This is a genomic window from Pseudomonas bharatica (assembly GCF_048586865.1).
Taxonomy (GTDB): Bacteria; Pseudomonadota; Gammaproteobacteria; order Pseudomonadales; family Pseudomonadaceae; genus Aquipseudomonas; species Aquipseudomonas bharatica.
Genome location: NZ_JBMAWR010000005.1, coordinates 149382 through 173516 on the forward strand (window position 1 = coordinate 149382; position 24135 = coordinate 173516).

The following is a 24135-nucleotide window of genomic DNA, read 5'->3' on the forward strand; positions in this document are numbered from 1 at the left end:
TGATCCTTCAGGCTGCCTCGACGTAGAAATCGAGCACGCTGATGCCGGTCTGGCTGTCGATCTCCGGCAAATGCTCGTGCTGGTGGCCGCCCAGCGCGCAATAGACCAGCCACTGGCGGTCCTGGACATTGAAGGCCAAACCGTCGATCAGCGCTTCCTGCTCCTCGCTCTGGGCAATCAGATAGAGGCGATCCTGGTTTTCGGCGTGCAGCATGACAAGCTCCTGTGCGTTGCGAGTGCGACAGGGTGGCCCGGGATCATGACGAACGTATGACGGCGCCGGTCATTTGGTCGCAAAGCACGAGCGCGAGCCGGGCGCTTGGGTAGAATGCGCGCGTTCCGATGCAATCGTGGTCAATTCGAGGTAAGGCGATGTCGCTGCAAATGCTCTGGGGGCTGTTCGTTGCCCACCCGGCCAAACTCATCAACCTGTTCGCCCTTGTGCTCACCTGCCCGGCGGGCCTGCTCCTGCACGGCGCCCGCCGCCGCGCGGCGCGGGCCATGAACAGCCTGCCCGCAGGTGAAGCGGCGATCGACCTGCTGACCCAGCGGGTCAATCGCTTCCACTACAGCATGGGCTTTGCCTTCCTGGCGATGGCCCTGCTGTTGTCGTGGGTCAGTACCTGGATCTGAGCTCGTAAGAGCAACTCTGTACCCTGTGGGAGCGGGTTCACCCGCGATTGCAATGGTGAATTCACTGGCGTCATCGCGGGTGAACCCGCTCCCACAAGGTCTTGCATTGACCTTACAAAGGCAACCCGGCCTTGACCCGATACTGATTGCGCACCGGCATCGCATATTGCAACACCAGGTATGGCCGGTGCTCTTCAGGACAAGCCTCCAGCCGCCGTTGCCACTCCGCCTGGGCCTTGGCCAGCTCTTCGGCACCGAACACCTCGTTGGCCTTCGGCACCTGCAATTGCGGGTCAGCGTCCGCCCATTGCGCATACGCCAGGTAGTGCACCGGGAACAACCGGTAGCCGCCGAGAATCTGCCTGTCGATATGCGCCGCCAGTTGCTTGGTGTCCTCGAACAGCGCAGTCACCGGCGCGTTGAAGTTGATATGCACCCGGCCCTTGTAGCCGGTGATGCCCAGGCCGATGCTCAGGTCGTCCTCGCCCGGCGCCTTGGTGTAGGTGCCGGTGGTCGCGCGGATATACAGCTCGCGGGCCTTGGCCTGGTCGCACGGGTCGTATTCATAGCTGATCGACACCGGGCTCAGGTTCAACGACTGGATCACCTCGCCGAACGGCTCGTCCTTGCGGCTCATGTGGAACATCTTGAGGATCGCCGAATCGGTACGGTCGTCGCCGTCCTTGGCCCGGCCCTCGGCCTGGGCGATCCAGATCGACGCGCCGTCTTTGCGGATCGAGTGGTTGATGTAGGCCGAAAGCAACTGGTAGGCCGCCAGCTTCTCGCGCCGGCCGCTGATGGAGCGGTGCACGATGAAGCTCTTGTTCAGGCGCATCATGTCGCTGACGAACGGCTTTTGCAGCAGGTTGTCGCCGATGGCGATGCGCGGGGTCGGCAGGCCGGCGTGGTACACGGCGTAGTTGACGAAGGCCGGGTCCATGACGATGTCACGGTGGTTGGCCAGGAACAGATAGGCGGTGCCCGACTTGAACTGCTCGACGCCGGTGTAGGTAACACCGTCGGTGGCCCGTTCGATGGTGTGATCGACGTAGAACTCGACCTTGTCCTGCAGGGTTGCCACACACTTCACCCCGGCGAACTCCTTGCGCAGGCGCCGGGCGATCAGCGGCTTGAGCAGCCAGCCGAAGCCATTGGCCATCCGCGGAAAGCGGAACCGGGTCAGGATATCGAGGAATGCCGGATCGCTGAGCAGGCGTGCCAGAACGGCAGGGACTTCAGCGTCGTCATAGGGTCGGATGGCATCGAATTCGCCCATCATGCTCTCTTGTTGTGAAACGACTAGGGTAAAGGGTAGGGCTGCGCCGCAAATCCGGGCTCGGGGCGCAGGACCGGCAATTATACGCATAAGTAACCGCGGAGGCCGCGATGCTCGAAACTGCGATCTACGATTGTCCCTATTGCGGTGAAGAAGTGGAAACCACCGTCGACCTCTCGGGCGGCGACCAGCAGTACATTGAAGATTGCCAGGTCTGCTGCAAGCCGGTCCTCTTCATCCTGCAGGTGCACGGTGACGAATGGATGCTCGACGTGAAAGCCGAGAATGATTGATGCAGCGAATCTACGATCCGGAAAACCTGTTGGAAGCCGAAGTCCTGCTGGGCATGCTCGGCAACGAAGGCGTGGATGCCCATCTGGTCGGCCGCGACCTGATGGGCGGTATCGGCGAGCTGCCGTTGCAGGGCTTGCTCGGCCTTGCCGTGCCGGATGACCAGGCCGAGTACGCACGGCAACTGATCGCCGCGTACAATGCTGCCCAGCCGCTTCCTGGCGACGAGCCGGAGAGTTTCCCCGGAATCCTGATTTGCTAGGTTTTGCCTGATGTGTGGACGCTACGCTCTCTTTCGCTGGTCGCCGGCCTTCGCCGCGCTGCCCGGCTTCCCTGCTGACCAGAAGGCGCAGTGGAACATCTCCCCGGGTGCCCAGGTACTGATCCAGCGCCGCGAAGCCGACCGCTTGACCCTGGCCCGTGCCCGCTGGGGCCTGACGCCGTCCTGGCTCACCGACCTGACCCGCACTCCGGCCCACGCTCGCGCCGAAACCCTGGCCGACCAGCCGATGTTCCGCGACGCTTTCGCCAAACGCCGCTGCCTGCTGCCGGCCAACGGTTTCTACGAATGGCGCGGCACCGCGCGCAAGCGCCCGTACTGGCTGACGCCAGGGGAGGGCGCGTCGTTGTTCTTCGCGGCGATCTGGGAAGCGTATCCGGTGCAGGAGCAGGTCTGGCTGAGTACGGCGGTGGTGACCCAGCCGGCCATGACCCAGCGCCGTCCGTTGATCCTCGATACGGCAGGACAGGCCGCCTGGCTGGATCCCGAGACCCCGCTGGCCGACCTCCATGCCCTGCTGGCCAGTCCGCCCGCCGCCTTGCGCGAGCGGGTGCTGGCCAACTTCGTCAATGATCCCAGGCTCGATGCGCCGGAGTGCCTGACCCCGGCATGATGCCCTGTGTCAAACGCGGAACTGGTTGATCAGCCGGCGCTGCTGCTCCGCCAGCTTGGTCAGCTCGGCACTGGCGCTGCTCGACTCGTCGGCGCCGCCGGCCACTTCGTTGGCGACCTGGCCGATATTGATCACGTTGCGGTTGATATCCTCGGCCACCGCGCTCTGTTCCTCGGCGGCACTGGCGATCTGGGTGTTCATGTCATTGATCACCGACACCGCGCGGGTGATGCTTTCCAGCGCATCCGCAGCCTTCGCCGCCTGCTGCACGCTGATGTCGGTCTTGCCCTGGCTGTCCTCCATCACCCGCACGACATCGCGTGTGCCTTGCTGCAGTTGCTGGATCATCTGCTGGATTTCTTCGGTGGCCTGCTGGGTTTTCTGCGCCAGGTTGCGCACTTCGTCGGCGACCACGGCGAAGCCACGACCCTGCTCACCGGCCCGGGCTGCTTCGATGGCGGCGTTGAGGGCCAGCAGGTTGGTCTGTTCGGCGATGGCGCGGATTGCCACGAGGATCGCATTGATGTTCTCGCTGTCCCGGGCCAGGGTCTGCACCACGCCCACGGCGCGGCCGATCTCGTCGGCCAGCGCGGTAATGGACTGCGAGGTGTCGCGCACGATCGACAGGCCCTGGTTGGCCGCCTGGTCGGCGTTGCTCGCGGCCTGCGCGGCATGGGTGGCATTGCGCGCGACGTCCTGGGCGGTGGCGGTCATTTCATGGACGGCGGTAGCGACCAGATCGATCTCCGCCATCTGCTTGTGCACGCCCTGGTTGGTACGGATGGCGATGTCGGCGGTGTGCTCCGACGAGTCGCTGACCTTCTGCACCGACGTCACCACCTGGCTGATCATGGTCTGCAGCTTGCCGAGGAAGGTGTTGAAGCCTTTGGCGATCGAACCCAGTTCGTCGGCGCGGTCGCTGTGCAGGCGGCGGGTGAGGTCGCCTTCGCCCTGGGCGATATCGTCGAGCATCGCCACCATCTGCCGCAGCGGGCGGGCGATGCCGTGGGCCAGCAGCCAGATGACCAGCAGGCCGAGGGCAGCGATGGCCAGGCCGACCAGGGTCATGCCGGTGAGGTCGGTGCGGCGTTGCTCGCTCAGTTCGTTCTGCATCTTCTCGGCGTCGGCCATCACCGCGCTCAGCGGCAGGTCGATCAGCAGGGTCCAGCGCTGCGCGGTATCGCCGATCTGGAACGGCAGGAACAGGCGGATCTGCCCGCCGTCGCGGTCCAGTTCATAGCGCAGGGCGTCGCCGCTGAGCTTGCCCAGGCCGGCGGTGTCGGCGGCGGGCAGGACATCGCTGGCCTTCTCGCCGAACTTGCCTTCGTCCTTGGTATAGGCGACCAGGCGGCCGTTGTTGGCGACCAGCGCCAGCTCGCCGGCACCGTCGTAGAGCTGCGCGTCGGCAGCCTTGAGCAGGTCCTGGATGAAGTTCACCGACAGGTCGGCACCGACGATGCCGTGGAACTGGCCGTCGACCAGGATCGGCTGGATAAAGGAGGCGAGCATCACCATCTTGTCGCCGACCTTGTATGGCGCCGGGTCGATAACGCAGGCCCGCTTGCTTTCCTTCGAGCACAGGTAATACTCGCTGGCGCGCACGCCGGTGGAGAGCAGGGTGTCGTTGCTCAGGTCGACCAGTTTCTCAAGGGCGAGGCTGCCGTCGGTATTGCGGTACCACCAGGGCTGGAAGCGGCCATTGGCCGGATCGATGCCTTCGACCGTGGTGCCGACATAGCTGCCGTCATTACGGTCGACGCCATTCGGCTCCCAGGCGACATAGGTGCCCAGCAGCAGCGGGTTATCCACAAGAGTCTGCTTGAGCAGGCCGATCAACTGCTCGCGCTCGACCTTCAGGCGCGAGTTGCCGGCTTCGTCCTTCAGGCCGATCTGGGCATTGGTGGTCGCGATGCCGCGGGTGATCAACAGTGGCGCTTCCAGGCGCCGGAGAATCTGGCTGGCCTGGGTCTGGGCCAGGGCAGTGAGGCGCTGTTCGATCACCGCATCGAACTGCTCCTGGGTCCGGCGTTCCACCAGGTCCTGGGTCCGGGCCCCGGAAATCACTGCATACAGCACCAGTGCCGCGACGATACTCAACACGATAGCGCCCGCCAGGGCGGCAACGGAAAACTGGATCGACTTGAACTTCATGGGAGCTCCGAACGCAGGGGAAGGTCGCCTTGCTCCGCTGTTATCGGCGCGAAACCACTAAATCATTAGGCGGTCTGAGAGAAATCTTTGCTTACGGTTGTGGCGCGATCACTGGCACCGTCCTAGGATACGGCCCATGTCAGAAGGGAGTTTTTTCATGCGTAGATTGATTGTTGTCGGTGCTTTGGGCGCTTCGATCCTGGCCGGTTGCCAGGCCGTGAACACCACCAGCGGCGGCGCGGTCGGGGTCGAGCGCAAGCAGTACATGTTCAGCATGCTGTCGACCGACCAGGTCAACCAGATGTACGCCCAGTCCTACCAGCAGACCCTTGGCGAGGCGTCCGGCAAGGGTGTGCTGGACAAGACCAGCGCCAATGCCAAGCGGATCCAGGCCATCGCCGATCGCCTGATCGCCCAGGCGCCGAAATTCCGCCCGGATTCGGCGCAATGGCAGTGGGAGGTCAACCTGATCAAGAGCGACGAGCTCAACGCCAACTGCGGCCCTGGCGGCAAGATCATTTTCTACACGGGCCTGATCGACAAGCTGAAGCTGACCAACGATGAAATCGCCGCGGTGATGGGCCATGAAATCGCCCACGCCCTGCGTGAGCACGGGCGCGAAGCGATGTCCAAGGCCTATGGCATCCAGATGGCGCGTTCCGGCGCCGGTGCCTTGCTCGGCCTGGGCGAAGACAGCCTGCAACTGGCGGACACCGTCGTGCAGTACAGCCTGACCCTGCCCAACAGCCGCAGCAACGAAAACGAGGCCGACCTGATCGGCCTGGAGCTGGCGGCCCGCGCCGGCTACAACCCGAACGCCGCGATCACCCTGTGGAACAAGATGGCCCAGGCCTCGGGGGGCGAGGCACCGCCGGAGTTCATGAGCACCCACCCGGCTTCGGATAGCCGCATTGCCTCGTTGCAGGCGGCGATTCCGAAGGTAATGCCGCTGTACGAGCAGGCGAAAAAGTAAATCTCAGGCCTGCGCCGATCCCTGTGGGAGCGGGTTCACCCGCGATTGCGATGGTGAATTCACCGGCGTAATCGCGGGTAAACCCGCTTCCACAGGGTTTTGTTTCAATTCTCTCGATCGTGTCAGCCCACCCAGCCACTGGCCTGCATCGCCGAGTACACGGCGATCAGCGCCAGCACCGCGAACGCACTCGCCGCCAGTCGGCGGATCAGGGTCAACGGCAGTTTTTCCGCGGCGAAGTTGCCGGCCAATACCACCGGCACGTTGGCAATCAGCATGCCCAGGGTGGTGCCGATGATCACCATGATCAGATGCGGATACTGCGCCGCCAGCATCACCGTGGCGACCTGGGTCTTGTCGCCGATCTCGGCAAGGAAGAATGCGATCAGTGTGGTCAGGAACGGCCCGTAGCGCTTCGCGGTACTGGCTTCGTCGTCGTCCATCTTGTCCGGAATCAGCGTCCAGGCGGCGGTTGCGAGGAAGCTCGCGGCCAGGATCCAGTGCAGGGTGACATTGCTGAAGAAGCTGCCCACCCAGGCCCCGACGGCACCGGCGGCGGCATGGTTGGCCAGGGTCGCGGCAACGATGCCGGCGATGATCGGCCAGGGCTTGCGGAAGCGCGCGGCGAGAATGAGGGCAAGCAGTTGCGTCTTGTCGCCGATTTCAGCGAGGGCAACGATTCCGGTGGGGACGAGCAGCGATTCCAGCATCAGGATTCCTACGGGGGCGGGTCGACACGGCTATGACACGTACAACCTCCCCGCCCCGGGTAAGGTGTGCGTGTCATAGGTCTTGTCAAACCCTGGATCCGTCTGGTGCGGATCGTGGGTCGTGCGCGCCATGGTCTGTGGACCAAGTATGTTGACGTCACACCATGCGAGCAGGGCGCTCGCGGGAGACTACTCCCCTAGGACGGGGCGGATTCTGCCCGCGCCGATCGGTTTGTGCAAGCGCTGTTTTTCAGTTGCGCAATGCCCGGTAAATCTTGAAACCGTCGGCCTGGACCAGCGTCTCGCAGTTGCCCAGGGCCGCTTCGATAAGTGGCGGGTAGCGCAGGAAACTGTTCGCCACCAGGCGCATTTCCCCACCTTTTTCCAGATGATCGGCTGATTTTTTCAGCAGGTTTTCCGAGGCCTGGTAATTGGTGTGGACGCCGGTGTGAAACGGCGGATTGCTCAGGATCACATTCAACGAACGCGGGGCCGCGTCGATCCCGTCGCCACTGATGACGTCGCCCTCCAGCCCGTTGGCGGCCAGGGTCAGGCGGCTGCTGGCAACCGCGAAGGCATCGACGTCGAGCAGGGTGACCCGGCTCTGTGGATAACGCCGCTTGATGGTCGCGCCAAGCACCCCGGCACCGCAGCCGAAATCCAGCACATGGCCCGTCGGCAGGCCGTCCAGATGCTGCAGCAGCAGGGCCGTGCCCCGGTCCAGGCGGCCATGACTGAAGACCCCCGGCAGGCTGACCACGTGCAGCGGGCCATCGCTTAGCGGCAACTCGAAGCGCAGGGCCAGGCTGTCCAGCGGTTGCGCCACCGGCGGGTTCTCCACCGTCACCTGCCAGAGCTGGCAATGCCGGGCGCTGTCGAGCTTGCGTGGTTTGCCGAAGGCATGCAGTTGCTTCGCCGCGCCCTCGATGCCGCCGCGTTTCTCGCCGACCAGGTACAAGGTGCGCCCGCCCAGGCGCGAGGCGAGGGCGTTGAGCAAATAGTTGGCGAGGTCCCGGGACTTGGGCAGGAACACTACGGCTGCCTCGAAGGCGACGTCCGGCACTTCTACCCCGTAATGGCTGCGCCCGGCGAAACGTGCATCGAGCAGTGCCTGGTCGCCGGCATGCCAGCTCCAGCCATGCGCCTGGGCAAAGCTGCCCAGCAGGCTGTCGGCGGGCAAGCCGGCGAGCAACAGCGGGCCGGTGAACAGATCGGCCTGACGAAGCAACACTTCACTGCGCGGGTCCATGGACGGCGGCTCCTGAGAAAAAAGGGGCGAATTCTAGCAGAAGCCGGCCTTTATCAGCTGACCACGCGGCGCGGCGCTCCGGCGAGAAAGGCCCGGGCGTTCTCGGCCAGTTGACCGACGATGCGCTGGCGCGCTTCCACCGCGCCCCAGGCGCTGTGCGGGGTGATGATCAGGCGCGGGATATCGGCTGCCAGCAGCGGATTGCCGTTGACCGGCGGCTCCACCGTGAGCACATCGGTGGCTGCTCCGCCCAGGTGCCCGGCACGCAGGGCGTCGGCCAGGGCCTGTTCGTCGATCAGCCCGCCGCGGGCGGTGTTGACGACGAAGGCCCCGGGCTTGAGCAAGGCCAGTTGCGCGGCGCCGATCATGTTGCGCGTGTTGTCGTTGAGCGGGCAATGCAGGGTCAGGGCATCCACCTGCGGCAACAGTTCTTCGAGGCCCAGGCGGTCGTTGCGCGCCGGGCGGCCGGGCAACTGGCCCATCAGCACGCGCATGCCGAACGCCTCGGCCAGGCGCGCCACTGCGCCGCCCAGTTCGCCATGGCCGAGCAGGCCGAGGGTCTTGCCTTCCAGCTCGACGATGGGGAAGTCCAGCAGGCAGAACTGTTTGGCCTGGCTCCACTTGCCGTCGGCCACCGCGCGCTGGTAATCCGGCAGGCGGGTCGCCAGGGCCAGCAGCAGGGCCAGGGTGTGCTGGGCCACCGACGGCGTGCCGTAGCCTTGGCAATTGCTGACGACGATACCGCGCGCGCGGGCGGCCTGCAGGTCGATATTGTTGGTGCCGGTGGCGGCCACCAGGATCAGTTTCAGCTCCGGGCAGGCCTGGATCACAGCGGCGTCCAGCACCACCTTGTTGCTGATCGCCACGCTGGCCCCTTGCAAGCGCTCCACCACCTGTTCCGGCGCGGTGGAGGCGTGCACGTCCAGGCGGCTGAAACTCTCGCGCAGGCCGCTGAGGTCGAGATCGCCCAGGTCCAGCGAGCTGTGGTCGAGAAAGACGGCGTGGGTCATGGCGGGGCTCCTGGAAGGTGGTGGCGTTCGATGAAGGCAGATGATCGGGGTGATGACGCCATCCCCGCAACCCAAGTTGTAACAAGGTGTTAAGGTAAGCGCCCTCTTTCTCACCAGGAGCCTTCACCGATGTACTGGGCAGAATTCCTCACCGTCGCACTTATCCACCTGCTCGCCGTGGCCAGCCCTGGTCCCGACTTTGCCGTAGTAGTGCGGGAAAGTGTTACCCACGGCCGCCGCGCCGGTACCTGGACCGCCTTTGGCGTCGGCACGGCGATCTTCCTGCATGTCGGCTATTCGCTGCTGGGCATCGGCCTGATCGTGTCGCAGTCGATCATGCTGTTCAATGCGCTGAAATGGGCCGCCGCGGCCTACCTGGTGTACATCGGGTTCAAGGCCTTGCGCGCGCGTCCGGCCGCTGCCGGCGAGGCGGTGCAGGTCTCCACGGTCGAACGCACTCCACGGGCGGCCTGGATCGCCGGTTTCATGACCAATGGCCTCAACCCCAAGGCGACCCTGTTCTTCCTGTCCCTGTTTACCGTGGTCATCGACCCGCACACCCCGCTGCTGGTCCAGGCCGGTTATGGCGTCTACCTGGCCCTGGCGACCGGCCTCTGGTTCTGCCTGGTCGCGATGCTGTTCAGCCAGGCCCGTGTGCGCGCCACCTTCGCCCGCATGGGGCATTGGTTCGACCGTGCGATGGGGGCGGTGCTGATCGCCCTGGGAATCAGGATCGCCTTCAGCGAAATGCGCTGACCGAAGTGCCCGACGGCATGCCCGTCGGGTCGGGAGGCGGCCAAATCATTCCTTTGGCTGATTTTGCCGCCGCAGCCCCGTTCTAGAGTAAGGACCATGTGTCCAATGCCTCGTGCAACTCCAGAAAAGGGATTCCCATGTTGCAGACTCGTGTCATTGCTCCCGCCCAGGGTGCCTACCAGTTCCCGCTGCTGATCAAGCGCTTGCTGATGTCCGGCAGCCGCTACGAGAAAACCCGCGAGATCGTCTATCGCGACCAGCTGCGCTACAGCTACCCGACCCTCAACGAGCGCATTGCGCGCCTGGCCAACGTCCTCACCGAGGCCGGGGTCAAGGCCGGGGACACCGTGGCGGTGATGGACTGGGACAGCCATCGCTACCTGGAATGCATGTTCGCCATCCCCATGATCGGCGCGGTGGTACACACCATCAACGTGCGGCTGTCGCCAGAACAGATCCTCTACACCATGAACCACGCCGAAGACCGCTTCGTGCTGGTCAACAGCGATTTCGTCGGGCTCTACCAGGCCATCGCCGGGCAACTGACCACGGTGCAAAACACCCTGCTGCTGACCGACGGCGAGGAGAAAACCGCCGAACTGCCCAACCTGGTGGGCGAGTACGAGCAACTGCTGGCCGCCGCCAGCCCTCACTACGACTTCCCGGATTTCGACGAGAACTCCGTCGCCACCACCTTCTACACCACCGGCACCACCGGCAACCCCAAGGGGGTGTACTTCACCCATCGGCAACTGGTCCTGCACACGATGGGCGTGGCCACTGTTACCGGCAGCATCGACAGCGTGCGCCTGCTCGGCACCGACGATGTGTACATGCCGATCACCCCGATGTTCCACGTGCATGCCTGGGGCATTCCCTACGTGGCCACCATGCTCGGGCTCAAGCAGGTGTATCCCGGGCGCTACGAGCCGGACATGCTGGTCCGGCTATGGCGCGAGGAGAAGGTCAGCTTCTCCCACTGCGTGCCGACCATCCTGCAGATGCTGCTGCACTGCAAGAACGCGCAGAACGAAGACTTCGGCGGCTGGAAGATCATCATCGGCGGCAGCGCGCTGAACCGTGCCCTGTACGAGGCGGCGAAGGCCCGTGGCATCCAGCTGACGGCGGCCTACGGCATGTCGGAAACCTGCCCGCTGATTTCCTGCGCCCACCTCAACGAAGAATTGCTGGCCGGCAGCGAGGACGAGCGCATCACCTACCGGATCAAGGCCGGCGTGCCGGTACCCTTGGTCGAGGCGGCGATCATCGATGGCGACGGCAACTTCCTGCCCGCCGATGGCGAGTCCCAGGGCGAACTGGTATTGCGGGCGCCGTGGCTGACCATGGGCTACTTCCGCGAGCCGGAGAAGAGCGAGGAACTGTGGGCCGGTGGCTGGCTGCATACCGGTGACGTCGCCACCCTCGACGCCATGGGCGTGATCGATATCCGCGACCGCATCAAGGACGTGATCAAGACCGGTGGCGAGTGGATCTCGTCGCTGGACCTGGAAGACCTGATCAGCCGCCATGCCGCAGTGCGCGAAGTGGCAGTGGTGGGCGTTGCCGATCCGCAGTGGGGCGAGCGCCCGTTCGCCCTGCTGGTGGTGCACGAAGGGGCCAGCATCGACGCCCGGGTCTTGAAGGAGCACCTCAAGCCGTTCGTCGAGCTGGGGCATATCAACAAGTGGGCGATCCCCAGCCAGATCGCCGTTGTTACCGAAATTCCCAAGACCAGCGTCGGCAAGCTGGACAAGAAGCGCATCCGCGTCGACATCATCGAATGGCAGGCCAGCAACAGCGCATTTCTTTCCACCCTGTGAGCCGCTCCGGCTCGCGCCCTGGCCGGCGCGAGCCGTGTTGCAGACGCTTCGCCGCCTTGTGAAATGAAAAATATCAGCCATTCTTTGCCCGGCCAGTCCTCGTGTCGCCCGCTCTGGCAGCAGCACGGGCGAGGGTGATGTGCAAATCACACTTTAGAGGGATCAAGCACTACTACCTGCTGGCTATAGTCGGGTCAGGGGATTTTGAGGAATGGGGACCGCGCAACTGCGCAACCGACACGCCCTGCCAACTGGCGACCGATCGGCCTCGTTTCTTTGAAGGACTCACTGCCATAAAAATAAAGTACATGGAGTAGCGTCGATGACATCAGTAAATCTGTTCTGGCGCCGGGCAAAACTGCCCCTGGCCGTCAGCCTCGCTTCTACGCTTGCAAGCCCTGCATTCGCGGTCAGTTTCAACATCGGGGAGATCGAGGGCAGCTTCGACTCGTCGCTGTCGGTCGGCGCCAGCTGGTCCACGCAAAGCCCGAACAAGAACCTGATCGGGGTGAACAACGGCGGCAAGGGCCTGTCCCAGACCTCCGACGACGGTCACCTGAACTTCAAGCGCGGTGAAACCTTCTCGAAAATCTTCAAGGGTATCCATGACCTGGAGCTGAAGTACGGCGACACCGGTGTCTTCGTGCGCGGCAAGTACTGGTATGACTTCGAGCTGAAGGACGAGCACCGCGAGTTCAAGGACATCAGCGACTCCAACCGCAAGGAGGGGGCACAGTCCTCCGGCGGGCAGATTCTCGACGCATTCGTCTATCACAACTATTCCATCGCCGATCAGCCGGGCTCCGTACGTTTGGGCAAGCAGGTGGTGAGCTGGGGTGAAAGTACCTTCATCGGCAGCGGCATCAACGCCATCAACCCGATCGACGTGGCCGCGTTCCGTCGCCCGGGTTCCGAGATCAAGGAAGGCCTGATCCCGGTCAACATGTTCTATTTCTCCCAGAGCCTGACCGACAACCTCTCGGCCGAAGCCTTCTACCAGCTCGAATGGGACCAGACCGTAGTGGACAACTGCGGCACCTTCTTCTCGCAGCCGGACGTGATTGCCGATGGTTGCTCCGACAACCTGCGCGTACTGTCCAGCAGCCGTGCCCTGTCGGCACCTGTGCAGGCGCTGTTGCGCAGCCGGGGCATCGATGTAAACGAAGAAGGGGTGAAGGTCGCCCGCGGACCCGACCGCGACGCACGCGACAGCGGGCAGTTCGGTGTGGCGCTGCGCTACATGTTCGAGCCGTTGAACACCGAGTTCGGCCTGTACGCCATGAACTATCACAGCCGGTCGCCGATCTTCAGCGCAACCGGTGCTCCGCAGGCGGCCTACACGGCGGCAGCAGCCTCCGGGGCCCTGGCTCCGGTCATCGTCGCCGGCAACTCGAAGTACTTCGTCGAATATCCGGAGGACATCCGTCTCTACGGCCTGAGCTTCTCCACCACGCTGCCCACCGGTACTGCGTGGAGCGGCGAGATCAGCTACCGTCCCAATGCTCCGGTACAGCTGAACACCACCGACATCCTGTATGCCGGCGTCACCGCCTTGCCACCGGCATTCGGCCTGAGCAACGCATCCCTGCTCAAGGGCCAACCGGGCCAGGACCTGCACGGCTATCGCCGCAAGGAAGTGACCCAGTTGCAAACCACCTTCACGCACTTCTTCGACCAGGTGATGGGCGCCAGCCGCCTGACGCTGGTGGGTGAAGTCGGCATGACCGTGGTGGGTGGCCTGGAAAGCAGCGACAAGGTGCGTTACGGCCGTGACCCGGTCTTCGGCCCTGGCCCTCTGCCAGCCACCGCCGGCCGCAATACCTGCGCGGTGCTCAACGCCAACACCATCGCCGGTGCCGCCAACGGAGCGTCCACCGCCAACCTTACGCGCAACTGCGAAGACGACGGCTACACCACCCGTACTTCCTGGGGCTACCGCGGCCGTGCGATCTGGGAATACCCGGACGTGTTCGCCGGCGTGAACCTCAAGCCGAGCGTGGCCTGGTCCCACGACGTCGACGGCTACTCGCCTGGCCCTGGCGGCAACTTCGAGGAAGGTCGCAAGGCGATCAGCCTCGGCCTGGATGCCGACTACCTCAACACCTACACCGCCAGCCTGTCGTACACCAACTTCTTCGACGGCAAGTACAGCACCGTGGATGATCGCGACTTCGTCGCCCTCAGCTTCGGCGTGAACTTCTAAGCGCATTTTCCAGGAAGAAGCACATGACCATGAAAAGCACCAAGACTTTGCTGAAAGCCGGCGTACTGGGCCTGTCCCTGCTGGCGAGCAGCGTGATGGCCGCGGTTTCCGCCGACGAAGCCGCCAAGCTGGGCACTACCCTGACCCCGATGGGCGCGGAAAAGGCCGGTAATGCCGATGGCTCCATCGGCCCGTGGGAGCCGCTGTCGAAAACTGCCGGCAGCGCCGATGCCCGGGGCTTCCTGTCCGATCCTTACGGTACCGACAAGCCGCTGTTCACCATCACCGCGCAGAACGTCGAGCAGTACAAGGACAAGCTGGCTCCTGGGCAGATCGCCATGCTCAAGCGCTATCCGGACACCTTCAAGATCCCGGTGTACAAGACCCACCGCGGCGCCACCGTACCGGACGACGTCTTTGCCGCGATCAAGAAGAACGCTACCGCGACCACCCTGGTCGAGGGCGGCAACGGCCTGAACAACTTCCAGGTTGCCGTGCCGTTCCCGATTCCGAAAAGCGGTGTGGAAGTCATCTGGAACCACATCACCCGCTATCGTGGTGGCAGCGTGTCGCGTTTGGTGACCCAGGCCACGCCGCAGCAGAACGGCAGCTACAGCCTGGTGTACTTCGCTGACCAGTTCGTTTTCCGCGACCGGATGAAGGACTTCGATCCGGCCAACCCGGGCAACGTGCTGTTCTACTTCAAGCAGGAAGTGACCGCCCCGGCACGTCTGGCCGGTACCGTGCTGCTGGTCCACGAGACCCTCGACCAGGTCAAGGAGCCACGCAAGGCGTGGATCTACAACGCCGGCCAGCGTCGGGTACGCCAGGCACCGCAAGTGTCGTACGACGGTCCGGGTACCGCCGCCGATGGTTTGCGCACCTCCGACAACCTCGACATGTTCAACGGCGCGCCGGATCGCTACGACTGGAAACTGGAAGGCAAGAAGGAGATGTATATCGCCTCCAACGCCTACAAGCTGGACTCGCCGACCCTCAAGTACGCCGACATCATCAAGCCGGGCCATATCAACCAGGACCTGACCCGCTACGAGCTGCGCCGTGTCTGGCACGTGGTCGCCACCCTGAAGCCGGGCCAGCGGCACATCTACGCCAAGCGTGACTTCTACATCGACGAGGACACCTGGCAAGCTGCGGTGATCGACCAGTATGACGGCCGTGGCCAGCTGTGGCGTGTGTCCGAGGCCCATGCCCAGGACTATTACAACGTCCAGGTCCCGTGGTACACCCTGGAGGCCATTTACGACCTGCAATCGGGCCGTTACCTGGCACTGGGCATGAAGAACGAAGAGAAGAAAGCCTACGACTTCGGCTTCACCGCCTCCAAGGCTGACTTCCAGCCGGCGGCCCTACGTCAGAGCGGTATTCGTTAAGTTTCACCTACTCCGTGTGATCCCCCAGAACGCCCCGGCTTGCCGGGGCGTTTTGATTTGTGAAGCACCGCCGGATCCTGTGGGAGCTGGCGTTGCCAGCGATGAGGCCATCAGCAACACCCTCAAATCCTCCCTGCAAGGCAATCATCCCTTGCCCCCCATCAATGTCATTCCTGTTGCTTCTTGTTGTAGTCTTTTTTGGCTTACCTGCTGCAATCGCCTTCAAATATGCCGGGTAAACCGCTAGTCTCCGGCAATCCCTGTCGCCGAGACTTTCCAACAAACGAGCCGGCCATGACCGATCTGTCCAGCACGCAAGGATTCCCCGGCCAGACCGTATCTGCGCTGGAGGGGCGTTTCTACCGGCCGCCGCTGCCTGAAGGGCATGTGCCGCGGGCACGCCTGTGCCAGCGACTGCAGGCCGGCCTTGGCGGCCGCCTGTTGTTGGTCAATGCGCCGGCCGGCTTCGGTAAAAGCTCCCTCGCGGTAGAGTTCTGCCAAAGCCTGCCCGCGCAGTGGCGCAGCCTGTGGCTGGGCCTGAGCAAGCGCGATGCCGATCCAGGCCGTTTCCTCGAGCGCCTGCTCGAAGGCCTTCAGCAACATTGCCCGAGCCTGGGCGCCCAGGCGCTCGGCCTGCTGAAGATGCGCCAGCGACATCAGCCCTTCGCCTTCGAGGAGTGGCTCGACGGGCTGCTGGACGAACTGGCCGTCCATCTGCAAAACGGTGCGCCGATCCTGCTGGTCCTCGATGACTATCACCTGGCGCAGGGCCCCGTGCTCGATCGCTGCCTGCAGTTTTTCCTCAATCACTTGCCGCCGGGCCTGGTCCTGCTGGTCACCAGTCGCCTGCGTCCGGACTGGCACCTGGCACGCCTGCGCCTGTCGCGCCAGTTGCTGGAACTGACCGAACAGGACCTGCGCCTGACCCCCGACGAATCCTTCGCCGTGCTCGGCCAGCACCCCACGCTGCTGCGCGGCCAGGCCCTGGACAACCTGGTGCAGCGCAGCGACGGCTGGGTCGCCGGCCTGCGTTTCTGGCTGCTGGCGGCCAACGAGTCCGGGACCGACAGCCATCTGCCCCAGGCGCTGCACGGCGGCGAAGGGCTGATCCGCGATTACCTGCTGGAAGAAGTCATCGACTGCCTGCCACCCGAGGTCCAGGCCTTCCTCAACGACACCGCCTGCCAGGACCGCTTCTGCGCCGACCTCTGCGACGCCCTGCGGGAAAGCCATGACAGCAGCGAGATCCTGCGTTTCCTGCAGTCGCACCAGGTGTTCCTGGTGCCGCTGGACGAGCATGGCTACTGGTTCCGCTACCACCATCTGTTCTCCGACCTGCTGCGTACCCGCCAGGCCAGCCTGCCGTTGTCGAGCCTGCACCTGCGCGCCTGCCGCTGGTTCCACAGCCAGGGCCTGCTCGACGAGGCGGTGGAACAGGCCCTGCGGGCCGGGCACCTGGACGTGGCCGCCAACCTGGTGCAGAACCTTTCCGAAGAGCAACTGCTGGCCGAGCAGAACGTGGGCATGCTCCTGCGCTGGAAGATGGACCTGCCCGACAGCCTGCTCATCAGCACCCCGCGGCTGATCGTCCTGTACAGTTGGGCCCTGGGCCTGGCCTGCCAACTGGATGCCGCCGAAGAGCTGGCCAGCCACCTGAGCCGTTTCCTTCCGGCGCCGTCGGCCACGGCGCAGAAATCCATGCTCGCCCAATGGCTGGCCCTGAGCGGGATCATCGCCCGCGGTCGCGGTGACCGCGAGCGCACGCGGTCCTACTGCGAGCAGGCCCTGCAAAGCCTGCCGCACAAGCGCTACGGGCAGCGCCTGATGTGCCTGTCGACATTGTCCAACCTGGCCATCGCCGAAGCCGATTTCTGGCGTGCCCGCGGCTGGAACCGCGAAGCCCTGGAGCTGGCGCAACGGGTCGGCAATCCGCTGTTCGAAGCCCTGGCCCATTACGACCGCGCCCGCGTCCTGCACGCGCGGGGCGAAGTACTGCGGGCGATGGACGAGGTGAGCCAGGGCCTGCAGCGGCTGCGTGGCCTGTCTTCCCAGCGGTTGTACGCGGTGCGTGCGCGGTTGATGCTCTACGAAGGCTACCTGCTGATCGGACGCCTGCAGCCGGAGGCCGGTCGCAGCCGCCTGCGCGCCGGGCTGATCGAGGCCAGGGCCTGTCGCGACATCAGCGTGCTGATCGGCCATTGCGCCCTGGCGACCCTCGACGGTCGCGAAGGGCGCTTCGCCGAGGCCTTCGCCGAACTGGCCGAAGCTGAACGGTTGATGCATATCTGGGACGTGCCGCCGATCTTCTACCTGGCGATGATCACTCTGGTGAAATGCGAGCTGTGGCTGGCCCAGGGACGCAACGATCTCGCCGAGTCCTGGTTGCTGCGCCTGAGCCAGACCTATGGCGGCCAGCAAGCCGCAGCGGCGCCGGAATTCCACCCGCTGCTGCCGTTGCATATCGAGTTGCAGCAGGCCTTGCTCGAACAGGCCCAGGGCCGGAGCGCCCAGGCCGGGCAACGGTTGCAGGCCCTGGTCAATCGTGGGCAGGCCAGTGGCGGGCAGCTGCTTTGCGTGACCGCCCTGTGCCAGCAGGTCGGCCTGTTGCTGGCACAGGGCGACCAGGCGGAGGCGCGCGAGCGCCTGCTGCAGGCATTCGAAGCTGCGCGGGGCGGGGCGTTGCAACCTTTCCAGCGCTTGCTTGTCGGGCATCCGCAATGGCTGCGCGAGCAGCTTCAGGCCCAGCCGGCGGGGCCGGTCCAGGCCAGCCTGCTGGGGTTGCTGCCCAGCCAGGAAACCACCGGCGCCGATACCCTGAGCGCGCGCGAAAGGTCGGTCCTCAAGCTGATTGCCCAGGGTTGTTCCAACCAGGAAATCAGCGAGCAACTGTTCATCTCGCTGCATACGGTGAAAACCCACGCCAGCCATATCAACAGCAAGCTCGGAGTCGAACGGCGCACCCAGGCCGTGGCCCGGGCCAAGGCGCTGGGGCTTTTGTAACGGGGTTGTACTTGAAGCTGCACGCGTACCCTGTGGGAGCGGGTTTACCCGCGATTGCGTCGGTGAATCCACTATCGCAATCGCGGGTAAACCCGCTTCCACAGGGTACGCGTCGCTCTTGAAGAAGTGTTACCCGCCTGATCTGGCGCAGGTCTTGCTTGTATCGGATATCCGACCCGGAGCCGCCGATGAGCACAATAAAAACCGCCCCGACCTCGAACCCGCGTCTTGCCAGGGAACGCCTGTCCATCGAGGGCCGCTTGCCCGACGGTTTTCTTCGGGCCGAAATCGATGCCTCCTGGCGTCGCAGCCTCGGTCATGGGGTTACCGGTAACGCCGGGCAGGAAGTCGCCCTGACCACGGCCGCCAGCCTCGACCTGCTGCTGGCCAACAACCGCCCGCTGCTGGACGCGGCTACCGCCGAACTGGACTATCTCGGCGCACGGCAGGGCCAGGACAGCCTGGTGATCCTTGCCAACGCCGACGCCACCATCCTCACCATCCAGGGCGAATCCGCCGTGCTCAAGCAGCGCGGCCTCGGCGATATCGCACCCGGCACCTGCTGGAGCGAGGCGGCCCGCGGTACCAATGCCCTGGGCACCGCGCTGGTGGAAGCGCGCACGGTACAGATCGATTGCGGCGAGCATTTCCTCGAGCGCCTCAGCGACTTTTCCTGCACCTCGGTCCCCATCCATTGCCCGCAGGGGGAATTGCTGGGCGTGCTCGACCTGACCCGCCAAGGTCCCCTCGGCCGCCTGCCGGATCGCACCGCGCTACTGGCCCTGGCGGTGATGCAGATCGAGAGCCGCCTGTTCATGAACAGCTTCCCGGAACAGATCGTCCTGGCGTTCCACAATCGCCGGCAGTACCTCGATTCCAGCTGGCAGGGCCTGCTTGCGGTCAGCCTCGATGGACGTATCCTCGCCGTCAGCAACCAAGCCTGCCAATTGCTGCGCAGCGACCGCGCCGGCCTGGTCGGACAGCGCTGCGACAGCCTGTTGGGCCTGCGCATCGAGCAGTGGCTGGCACGTCTGCAGCAGGGGCAGTGCGACAGTGTCGAAACCGCCAAGGGCGCCTTCCATTACAAGACCCTGCACGTGCCGCAGCGCCCGCTGGCGCTGTCGGTACCGGCGACGGCCCGGCGCAACGCCCCGGCATCCACCACGCCGTCCCTGGAAGTCCTTGGCGCTGGCAACGCTCGCTTCGCCCGTGCCCTGCGCATGGCCTGCCAGGGCCTGGCCAACGATCTGCCGGTGGTGCTGCTGGGCGAGACCGGCAGCGGCAAGGAAGTGGTCGCCCGTGCCCTGCATCAGGAAAGCGTCCGTGCCGGCAAGCCCTTCATCGCGGTGAACTGCGCGGCGATTCCCGAGGGGCTGATCGAGTCGGAACTGTTCGGTTACCGCGAAGGCGCCTTCACCGGCTCGCGCCGTGGCGGGATGGTCGGGCGCCTGCAACAGGCCCATGGCGGCACCTTGTTCCTCGATGAGGTCGGCGACATGCCCCTGGCCCTCCAGGCCCGACTGTTGCGGGTATTGCAGGAGCGCAAGGTGGCACCGCTGGGCGCGGCCCAGGAGCAGGACCTGGACATCGCCCTGATCTGCGCCACCCACCGCGACCTCAAGCGCCAGGTCCAGGACCAGCATTTCCGCGAAGACCTCTACTACCGCATCAACGGCATCAGCGTGAATTTGCCGGCGCTGCGCGAGAGAGACGACCTGCCGGCGTTGATCGACAGCCTGCTGTCCCGCCTCGGCGGGCAGGGCGTGCGCCTGTCCGACGAGCTGGCGCAGTTGCTCCACGGCTATCACTGGCCGGGCAATATCCGGCAGTTGGAAATGAGCCTGCGCCTGCTGCTGGCCATGCGCGAGGCGGGTGAACAGGTGCTCGGCCTCGATCATGTCCCCGACAACCTGCTCGACGAACTGCGCAGCGGCGAACGACCGGCCAGGCACGAGAGCCTGCGCGATAACCAGCTCGAGCTGATCCGCCAGGCCCTCGATCGTCACCACGGCAACGCCACGGCCGCCGCGACTGCCCTGGGCATCAGCCGCGCCACGCTGTATCGCAAGCTCAAGCAGATGAATCCGTGATGCAACGCCTGCTCAGCCGTCTGATCGACCATCAGGACCGGCCCGCCCTGCAGGATGCACTCCACTGGCTGTATGGATTCATTCGCCCCCATCGCCTGGCGATCCTTGGCCTGCTCGGCCTGTCGATGTGTGCCACTGCGGTGGTGCTGGTGCAGCCCTGGCTGACCAAGCTGCTGATCGACGACGGCCTGCTGGCGAAGGATTTCCCGAAGCTGGTGCTGATCGCCGGGGCGATGATCCTCGCCGGTATCCTCGGCACCCTGTTGTCAGGGCTAAACCGCTACCTGCATACCCGCCTCTCGGGGCGCATCCTGTTTGCCCTGCGCGATGAGCTGTATCGCCATCTGCAGCGTCTCTCGCCAGGCTTCTTCGCCCAGCGCCGCCTGGGCGACCTGATGTCGCGGCTGGATGGCGATGTGGCGGAGATCCAGCGCTTTGCCGTGGACTCGCTGTTTTCCGCCGTGTCCAGCGTGCTTGGACTGGTCTGTGCCTTGGGCATGCTGCTGATGCTGTCGTGGAAATTGTCGCTGCTGGCCTTGCTCCTGATTCCGCTGGACGTGCTCTGGCTGCGCTGGATGCGGCGCAAGGTCGAGTGCGAGGTGCGGCAGTTGCGCGAGCGCTCGGCGGACATCTCGTCGTTCCTGGTGGAGACCTTGCCGGCTATGAAGTTCATTCAGTCCGCCGGCCAGCAGCAGCGTGAGGCGCGACGGCTCGATGGCCTGGGCCAGGGCTACATGAGCCAACTGCTGCGCCTGCAGGTCACCGAGTTCTTCACCCAGGCCGTTCCCGGAACGTTGACCTCGCTGTCCCGGGCCTGCGCGTTCCTGGTGGGCGGTTACTGGGTGGTGCAGGGCACCTGGCAACTGGGTGCCCTGATTGCCTTTTCGACGTACCTGGGAATGGCGGTCGGCCCCGTGCAGAGCCTGCTTGGGCTGTATGTAGCGATGCAGCGCATGAGCGTCAGTCTTGGCCGGGTCATGGAGTTGCGCGGGGTGCCGCCGGAAGTGGAAAGCCCTGCCCAGGCCTGCCCGGTGCCCGGCCGTGGAGACCTGCAATTGCGCGGAGTGTGCTTCGCCCATCCGGGGCGGCCGCCACTGTTGCAGGACGTCGAGATCGATATTCCCCATGGCTGCAAGGTTGCCTTGAGCGGCATGTCCGGTGCCGGCAAATCGACCCTGATCGACCTGTTGCAACGTTTCCATGATCCCCAGTCCGGCCGGATCCTGCTGGGCGGCACGGACCTGAGAGATTTCGATCTGCATGACCTGCGTCGGTGCGTGGCGGTGGTCAGCCAGGATATCGTGCTGTTCCGCGGCAGCCTGGCCGACAACATCGCCTACAGTGTTCCGCATGCCAGTCGCGAAGCCGTTGCCGAGGTGGCCGGGCTGGCGCGACTGGACAGCCTGGTCGCCAGCTTGCCGCAGGGCCTGGACAGCCCGCTGGGCGAGCGCGGGCAACAGCTTTCCGGTGGCCAGAAACAACGTATCGCCATTGCCCGGGCATTGCTCCAGAATCCCCTGCTGCTGGTACTGGACGAAGCCACCTCACAAGTCGATGAAGACACGGAGCGCGAAGTGATTGCCGCAATAGACCAACTCTTTTCTGACCGCACACGGATTCTGGTCAGCCATCGCCCCTCGACCCTGGCCAATGCCGACCTGCACCTGGTCCTGCGCGACGGTCAGTTGCGCGCGCGGGAGGCCGGGCATGTCTGAGGTGCGCATTGGTGTGGTGGACAGCGGCGCGCCGCTGGCGCGTATGGCCGAGTCGCGGCGTTTCCAGTTGGCGGCTGTCGGCGTCAGCGAGCAGCCGGTTCGCGACGATGCCCTGGGCCATGGCAGCGCGGTGGTCGAGCTGATCGCTGCCGGGGCCGGCGACATGCCGATCCATGTCGCCCAGGTGTTCGACGAGCGCGGTGTTACCAGTGCCTTGCAGGTCGCTGCCGGAATCGAATGGCTGGTGATGCGCGGTGTGCGCCTGATCAATCTCAGCCTTGGCCTGCGCGAGGATCGCCCGGCCCTGCGCGAGGCCTGCGAGGCGGCGCAGAATGCCGGCGTGCTGATCTGCGCTTCGACGCCTGCGCAGGGGGCGCCGGTCTATCCCGCTGCCTATCCCGGCGTGCTGCGCATTACCGGCGATGCCCGTTGCCAGCGCGACGAGTGGAGCTGGCTGGACACGCCCCAGGCGGATTTCGGCGCCTGCGTGCGGGCCAAGGAAAGCCCGCTGTCCGGCGCCAGTTTCGCGTGTGCGGCGCTCACCGGGCATATCGCCGCCTTCCTGCGTGACCAGCCCCATGCAAGCAATGCCCTGGTCATGGCCTGGCTGCTGCACAACGCTCATTACCGTGGTCGTGAATATCGAGGACGTGCTTGAAATCCATTGTCGTATTAGGTGCCGGCCCGGCGGGCGCGGCGGTTGCCCTTGGTCTCAAGCGGCTTGGCTACCAGGTCAGCGTTGTCAGTGAGTGGCGGCGATTCTCCGCGCTAGAAGGTGTTTCGCAGCGGGTGATCGAGGCGCTCCGCGGGGTTGGCCTGCGCCGTGCGCTGGCGGTGGCGGGCGAGCCGTCGCGGCGCCATTCGCGGTGGAACAGCGAGGCGCAGAACCGCAATGTCGAATTCCTGCTGGATCGTCCGCGCTTCGATCAGGGGTTGCGGGACGACCTGCGTGCCGCTGGTATCGCCTTGATCGAAGCGCGGGTGCTGGGTGTGCGGCAGGAGGAAGGGCACAGCGTGATCGAGCTGGATGGAGCGCCTTCCCTGGTTGCTGATTTCCATGTCGAAGCCCGTGGTCGTCAGGCGCCGCAACACGACAAAACCCTTGGACGTGCCGCCCGTGGCCCGGAGACCCTGAGCCTGCTCAATCGCTGGCAAGGCCCGCCCGGCAAAAGCGCCAGTGCGGTGGAAAGCCAGCCCGATGGCTGGATGTGGATGGCCCGGCAGGCGGATGGCCGGTGCTACTGGCAATGGACCCTGGATGTCAGCGCCACACCGTTGCCGGAGAAGGCGGCGCTGCTGGATTTCTGTCGTCAGCGGCGTTGGGAGTCGGTGTTGGCCAGGGCGTTCTTCGACAACGACCAGGAACAGGATCTTGAGCTGCATGCCCGCAGCAGCACGGCGATCCTCACGCCCGTGTGTGGCGGGGAGAACTGGTTGCGGGTGGGGGATGCGGCGATGGCGGTGGATCCGCTGTCGGGCAACGGCATCTTCCAGTCGCTGTCCTCGGCGTTGCAGGCGCCGACGGTGATTAACACCCTGTTGGTTCATCCCGAGCGTCGTGAGCTGGCGTTGCGGTTCCACCAGCAACGGGTCGAACATCTGTTCTGGCGCTTCGCCCGGCTGGGGCGGGATTTCTATCTGGAGGAAAGGCGCTGGGCGCAGGAACCGTTCTGGCAGGTTCGGCGGCAATGGCCGGATGGCGAGCCGGTGCATGCCGAGGCGTGTTTCGATGACCTGCGGGTCGAGCAGGCGCCGGTGTTGCGGGATGGGTTCGTCGATCTTGCGCAGGTGGTGATCAGCCCGGACCAGCCGTTGGGGATCTGGCACTTGAATGGGGTGGAACTGGCGCCGTTGGTGAGTCGCTTGCACAGCGAGACGGCGGAGCAGGTATTGGCCCATCTGAGCCCTGAGCAACAGCGATACCTGCGCAGCTGGCTTCTGAGCCAGGGCTACCGCCCCTGAAGCCGAGTG

20 protein-coding genes and 1 pseudogene are annotated in these 24135 nt (G+C 64.8%); 14 read left to right on the forward strand and 7 right to left on the reverse strand.

The features are described 5' to 3' along the window. Nucleotides 1–7: 7 nt before the first annotated feature. Nucleotides 8–214, reverse strand: a complete 207-nt coding sequence (locus ACKLLE_RS08740; RefSeq protein WP_009405910.1) for a hypothetical protein — start codon at nt 212–214, stop codon at nt 8–10. A 158-nt stretch (nt 215–372) separates the two neighbouring features. Between ACKLLE_RS08740 and ACKLLE_RS08745 the strand changes: the two genes are divergently transcribed. Beyond that, entirely contained in the window at nt 373–633 is a 261-nt protein-coding gene (locus ACKLLE_RS08745) for a hypothetical protein (RefSeq protein WP_009405908.1), read from the forward strand. A 112-nt stretch (nt 634–745) separates the two neighbouring features. On the opposite strand, the gene ACKLLE_RS08750 is transcribed toward ACKLLE_RS08745, so the two are convergent. Then, on the reverse strand, nt 746–1912 hold the full coding sequence (locus tag ACKLLE_RS08750; RefSeq protein WP_420057635.1) for a 1-acyl-sn-glycerol-3-phosphate acyltransferase: 1167 nt from the start codon (nt 1910–1912) through the stop codon (nt 746–748). A 107-nt stretch (nt 1913–2019) separates the two neighbouring features. Between ACKLLE_RS08750 and ACKLLE_RS08755 the strand changes: the two genes are divergently transcribed. The 3 genes from ACKLLE_RS08755 to ACKLLE_RS08765 are packed head-to-tail and all read left to right on the forward strand — an operon-like array spanning nt 2020 to nt 3093. Beyond that, a complete protein-coding gene (locus ACKLLE_RS08755; RefSeq protein WP_009405904.1) occupies nt 2020–2202 on the forward strand; it encodes a CPXCG motif-containing cysteine-rich protein in 183 nt (60 codons plus the stop codon). Then, nucleotides 2202–2462, forward strand: coding sequence for a putative signal transducing protein (locus ACKLLE_RS08760; RefSeq protein WP_009405902.1), 261 nt, complete (start codon nt 2202–2204; stop codon nt 2460–2462). The genes ACKLLE_RS08755 and ACKLLE_RS08760 overlap by 1 nt, the downstream gene beginning before the upstream one ends. A 10-nt stretch (nt 2463–2472) precedes the next feature. Continuing rightward, nucleotides 2473–3093, forward strand: a complete 621-nt coding sequence (locus ACKLLE_RS08765; RefSeq protein WP_420057636.1) for an SOS response-associated peptidase — start codon at nt 2473–2475, stop codon at nt 3091–3093. A 9-nt stretch (nt 3094–3102) separates the two neighbouring features. On the opposite strand, the gene ACKLLE_RS08770 is transcribed toward ACKLLE_RS08765, so the two are convergent. Further along, nucleotides 3103–3945, reverse strand: coding sequence for a methyl-accepting chemotaxis protein (locus tag ACKLLE_RS08770; protein WP_420057708.1), 843 nt, complete (start codon nt 3943–3945; stop codon nt 3103–3105). A gap of 15 nt (nt 3946–3960) precedes the next feature. Beyond that, a pseudogene (locus ACKLLE_RS08780) lies at nt 3961–5244 on the reverse strand (methyl-accepting chemotaxis protein); the annotation flags it as partial. Between the two features lie 157 nt (nt 5245–5401). Between ACKLLE_RS08780 and ACKLLE_RS08785 the strand changes: the two are divergent. Next, nucleotides 5402–6217 (forward strand): M48 family metallopeptidase, encoded by an 816-nt coding sequence (locus ACKLLE_RS08785; protein ID WP_420057638.1) that lies wholly within the window; start codon nt 5402–5404, stop codon nt 6215–6217. A gap of 122 nt (nt 6218–6339) precedes the next feature. Here the strand turns inward: ACKLLE_RS08785 and ACKLLE_RS08790 are convergent, their stop codons facing one another. From ACKLLE_RS08790 to ACKLLE_RS08800, 3 genes are all read right to left on the reverse strand, one after another. Then, nucleotides 6340–6924, reverse strand: coding sequence for a TMEM165/GDT1 family protein (locus ACKLLE_RS08790; protein ID WP_170395132.1), 585 nt, complete (start codon nt 6922–6924; stop codon nt 6340–6342). Between the two features lie 253 nt (nt 6925–7177). Continuing rightward, nucleotides 7178–8176, reverse strand: coding sequence for a methyltransferase (locus ACKLLE_RS08795; protein ID WP_420057639.1), 999 nt, complete (start codon nt 8174–8176; stop codon nt 7178–7180). A gap of 53 nt (nt 8177–8229) precedes the next feature. Then, entirely contained in the window at nt 8230–9186 is a 957-nt protein-coding gene (locus ACKLLE_RS08800; protein ID WP_064303623.1) for a 2-hydroxyacid dehydrogenase, read from the reverse strand. A gap of 129 nt (nt 9187–9315) precedes the next feature. Between ACKLLE_RS08800 and ACKLLE_RS08805 the strand changes: the two genes are divergently transcribed. The 9 genes from ACKLLE_RS08805 to qhpG all read left to right on the forward strand — a co-directional run bounded on the left by ACKLLE_RS08805 (nt 9316) and on the right by qhpG (nt 24126). Continuing rightward, nucleotides 9316–9942, forward strand: a complete 627-nt coding sequence (locus ACKLLE_RS08805) for a LysE family translocator (RefSeq protein WP_009405884.1) — start codon at nt 9316–9318, stop codon at nt 9940–9942. 137 nt (nt 9943–10079) lie between these two features. Continuing rightward, complete coding sequence (locus ACKLLE_RS08810; RefSeq protein WP_420057640.1) at nt 10080–11762, forward strand: fatty acid--CoA ligase; 1683 nt, start codon at nt 10080–10082, stop codon at nt 11760–11762. A 322-nt stretch (nt 11763–12084) separates the two neighbouring features. Continuing rightward, on the forward strand, nt 12085–13965 hold the full coding sequence (locus tag ACKLLE_RS08815) for a DUF1302 domain-containing protein (protein ID WP_064303626.1): 1881 nt from the start codon (nt 12085–12087) through the stop codon (nt 13963–13965). A gap of 29 nt (nt 13966–13994) precedes the next feature. After that, complete coding sequence (locus ACKLLE_RS08820) at nt 13995–15359, forward strand: DUF1329 domain-containing protein (RefSeq protein ID WP_037062082.1); 1365 nt, start codon at nt 13995–13997, stop codon at nt 15357–15359. A gap of 294 nt (nt 15360–15653) precedes the next feature. Next, complete coding sequence (locus ACKLLE_RS08825) at nt 15654–18359, forward strand: winged helix-turn-helix domain-containing protein (RefSeq protein ID WP_420057641.1); 2706 nt, start codon at nt 15654–15656, stop codon at nt 18357–18359. A 188-nt stretch (nt 18360–18547) separates the two neighbouring features. Beyond that, on the forward strand, nt 18548–20449 hold the full coding sequence (locus tag ACKLLE_RS08830; RefSeq protein ID WP_420057642.1) for a sigma-54-dependent Fis family transcriptional regulator: 1902 nt from the start codon (nt 18548–18550) through the stop codon (nt 20447–20449). After that, nucleotides 20449–22164, forward strand: coding sequence for an ABC transporter ATP-binding protein (locus ACKLLE_RS08835; protein WP_420057643.1), 1716 nt, complete (start codon nt 20449–20451; stop codon nt 22162–22164). Before ACKLLE_RS08830 ends, ACKLLE_RS08835 begins: the two co-directional genes overlap by 1 nt. After that, the gene (gene qhpE, locus ACKLLE_RS08840; RefSeq protein ID WP_420057645.1) at nt 22157–22822 is read left to right on the forward strand and encodes a subtilisin-like serine protease QhpE; all 666 of its coding nucleotides are present in this window, start codon (nt 22157–22159) and stop codon (nt 22820–22822) included. Before ACKLLE_RS08835 ends, qhpE begins: the two co-directional genes overlap by 8 nt. Next, the gene (gene qhpG / locus ACKLLE_RS08845) at nt 22819–24126 is read left to right on the forward strand and encodes a flavin-dependent monooxygenase QhpG (RefSeq protein ID WP_420057648.1); all 1308 of its coding nucleotides are present in this window, start codon (nt 22819–22821) and stop codon (nt 24124–24126) included. Before qhpE ends, qhpG begins: the two co-directional genes overlap by 4 nt. The last annotated feature ends 9 nt before the right edge of the window (nt 24127–24135 follow it).

What these genes read in the sequence shown, in the direction of transcription:
- ACKLLE_RS08740 (WP_009405910.1), bottom strand. Translation starts at nt 214, where the DNA reads ATGCTGCACGCCGAAAACCAGGATCGCCTCTATCTGATTGCCCAGAGC.
- ACKLLE_RS08745 (WP_009405908.1), top strand. Translation starts at nt 373, where the DNA reads ATGTCGCTGCAAATGCTCTGGGGGCTGTTCGTTGCCCACCCGGCCAAA.
- ACKLLE_RS08750 (WP_420057635.1), bottom strand. Translation starts at nt 1,912, where the DNA reads ATGATGGGCGAATTCGATGCCATCCGACCCTATGACGACGCTGAAGTC.
- ACKLLE_RS08755 (WP_009405904.1), top strand. Translation starts at nt 2,020, where the DNA reads ATGCTCGAAACTGCGATCTACGATTGTCCCTATTGCGGTGAAGAAGTG.
- ACKLLE_RS08760 (WP_009405902.1), top strand. Translation starts at nt 2,202, where the DNA reads ATGCAGCGAATCTACGATCCGGAAAACCTGTTGGAAGCCGAAGTCCTG.
- ACKLLE_RS08765 (WP_420057636.1), top strand. Translation starts at nt 2,473, where the DNA reads ATGTGTGGACGCTACGCTCTCTTTCGCTGGTCGCCGGCCTTCGCCGCG.
- ACKLLE_RS08770 (WP_420057708.1), bottom strand. Translation starts at nt 3,945, where the DNA reads ATGATCAGCCAGGTGGTGACGTCGGTGCAGAAGGTCAGCGACTCGTCG.
- ACKLLE_RS08785 (WP_420057638.1), top strand. Translation starts at nt 5,402, where the DNA reads ATGCGTAGATTGATTGTTGTCGGTGCTTTGGGCGCTTCGATCCTGGCC.
- ACKLLE_RS08795 (WP_420057639.1), bottom strand. Translation starts at nt 8,176, where the DNA reads ATGGACCCGCGCAGTGAAGTGTTGCTTCGTCAGGCCGATCTGTTCACC.
- ACKLLE_RS08800 (WP_064303623.1), bottom strand. Translation starts at nt 9,186, where the DNA reads ATGACCCACGCCGTCTTTCTCGACCACAGCTCGCTGGACCTGGGCGAT.
- ACKLLE_RS08805 (WP_009405884.1), top strand. Translation starts at nt 9,316, where the DNA reads ATGTACTGGGCAGAATTCCTCACCGTCGCACTTATCCACCTGCTCGCC.
- ACKLLE_RS08810 (WP_420057640.1), top strand. Translation starts at nt 10,080, where the DNA reads ATGTTGCAGACTCGTGTCATTGCTCCCGCCCAGGGTGCCTACCAGTTC.
- ACKLLE_RS08815 (WP_064303626.1), top strand. Translation starts at nt 12,085, where the DNA reads ATGACATCAGTAAATCTGTTCTGGCGCCGGGCAAAACTGCCCCTGGCC.
- ACKLLE_RS08820 (WP_037062082.1), top strand. Translation starts at nt 13,995, where the DNA reads ATGAAAAGCACCAAGACTTTGCTGAAAGCCGGCGTACTGGGCCTGTCC.
- ACKLLE_RS08825 (WP_420057641.1), top strand. Translation starts at nt 15,654, where the DNA reads ATGACCGATCTGTCCAGCACGCAAGGATTCCCCGGCCAGACCGTATCT.
- ACKLLE_RS08830 (WP_420057642.1), top strand. Translation starts at nt 18,548, where the DNA reads ATGAGCACAATAAAAACCGCCCCGACCTCGAACCCGCGTCTTGCCAGG.
- ACKLLE_RS08835 (WP_420057643.1), top strand. Translation starts at nt 20,449, where the DNA reads ATGCAACGCCTGCTCAGCCGTCTGATCGACCATCAGGACCGGCCCGCC.
- qhpE (WP_420057645.1), top strand. Translation starts at nt 22,157, where the DNA reads ATGTCTGAGGTGCGCATTGGTGTGGTGGACAGCGGCGCGCCGCTGGCG.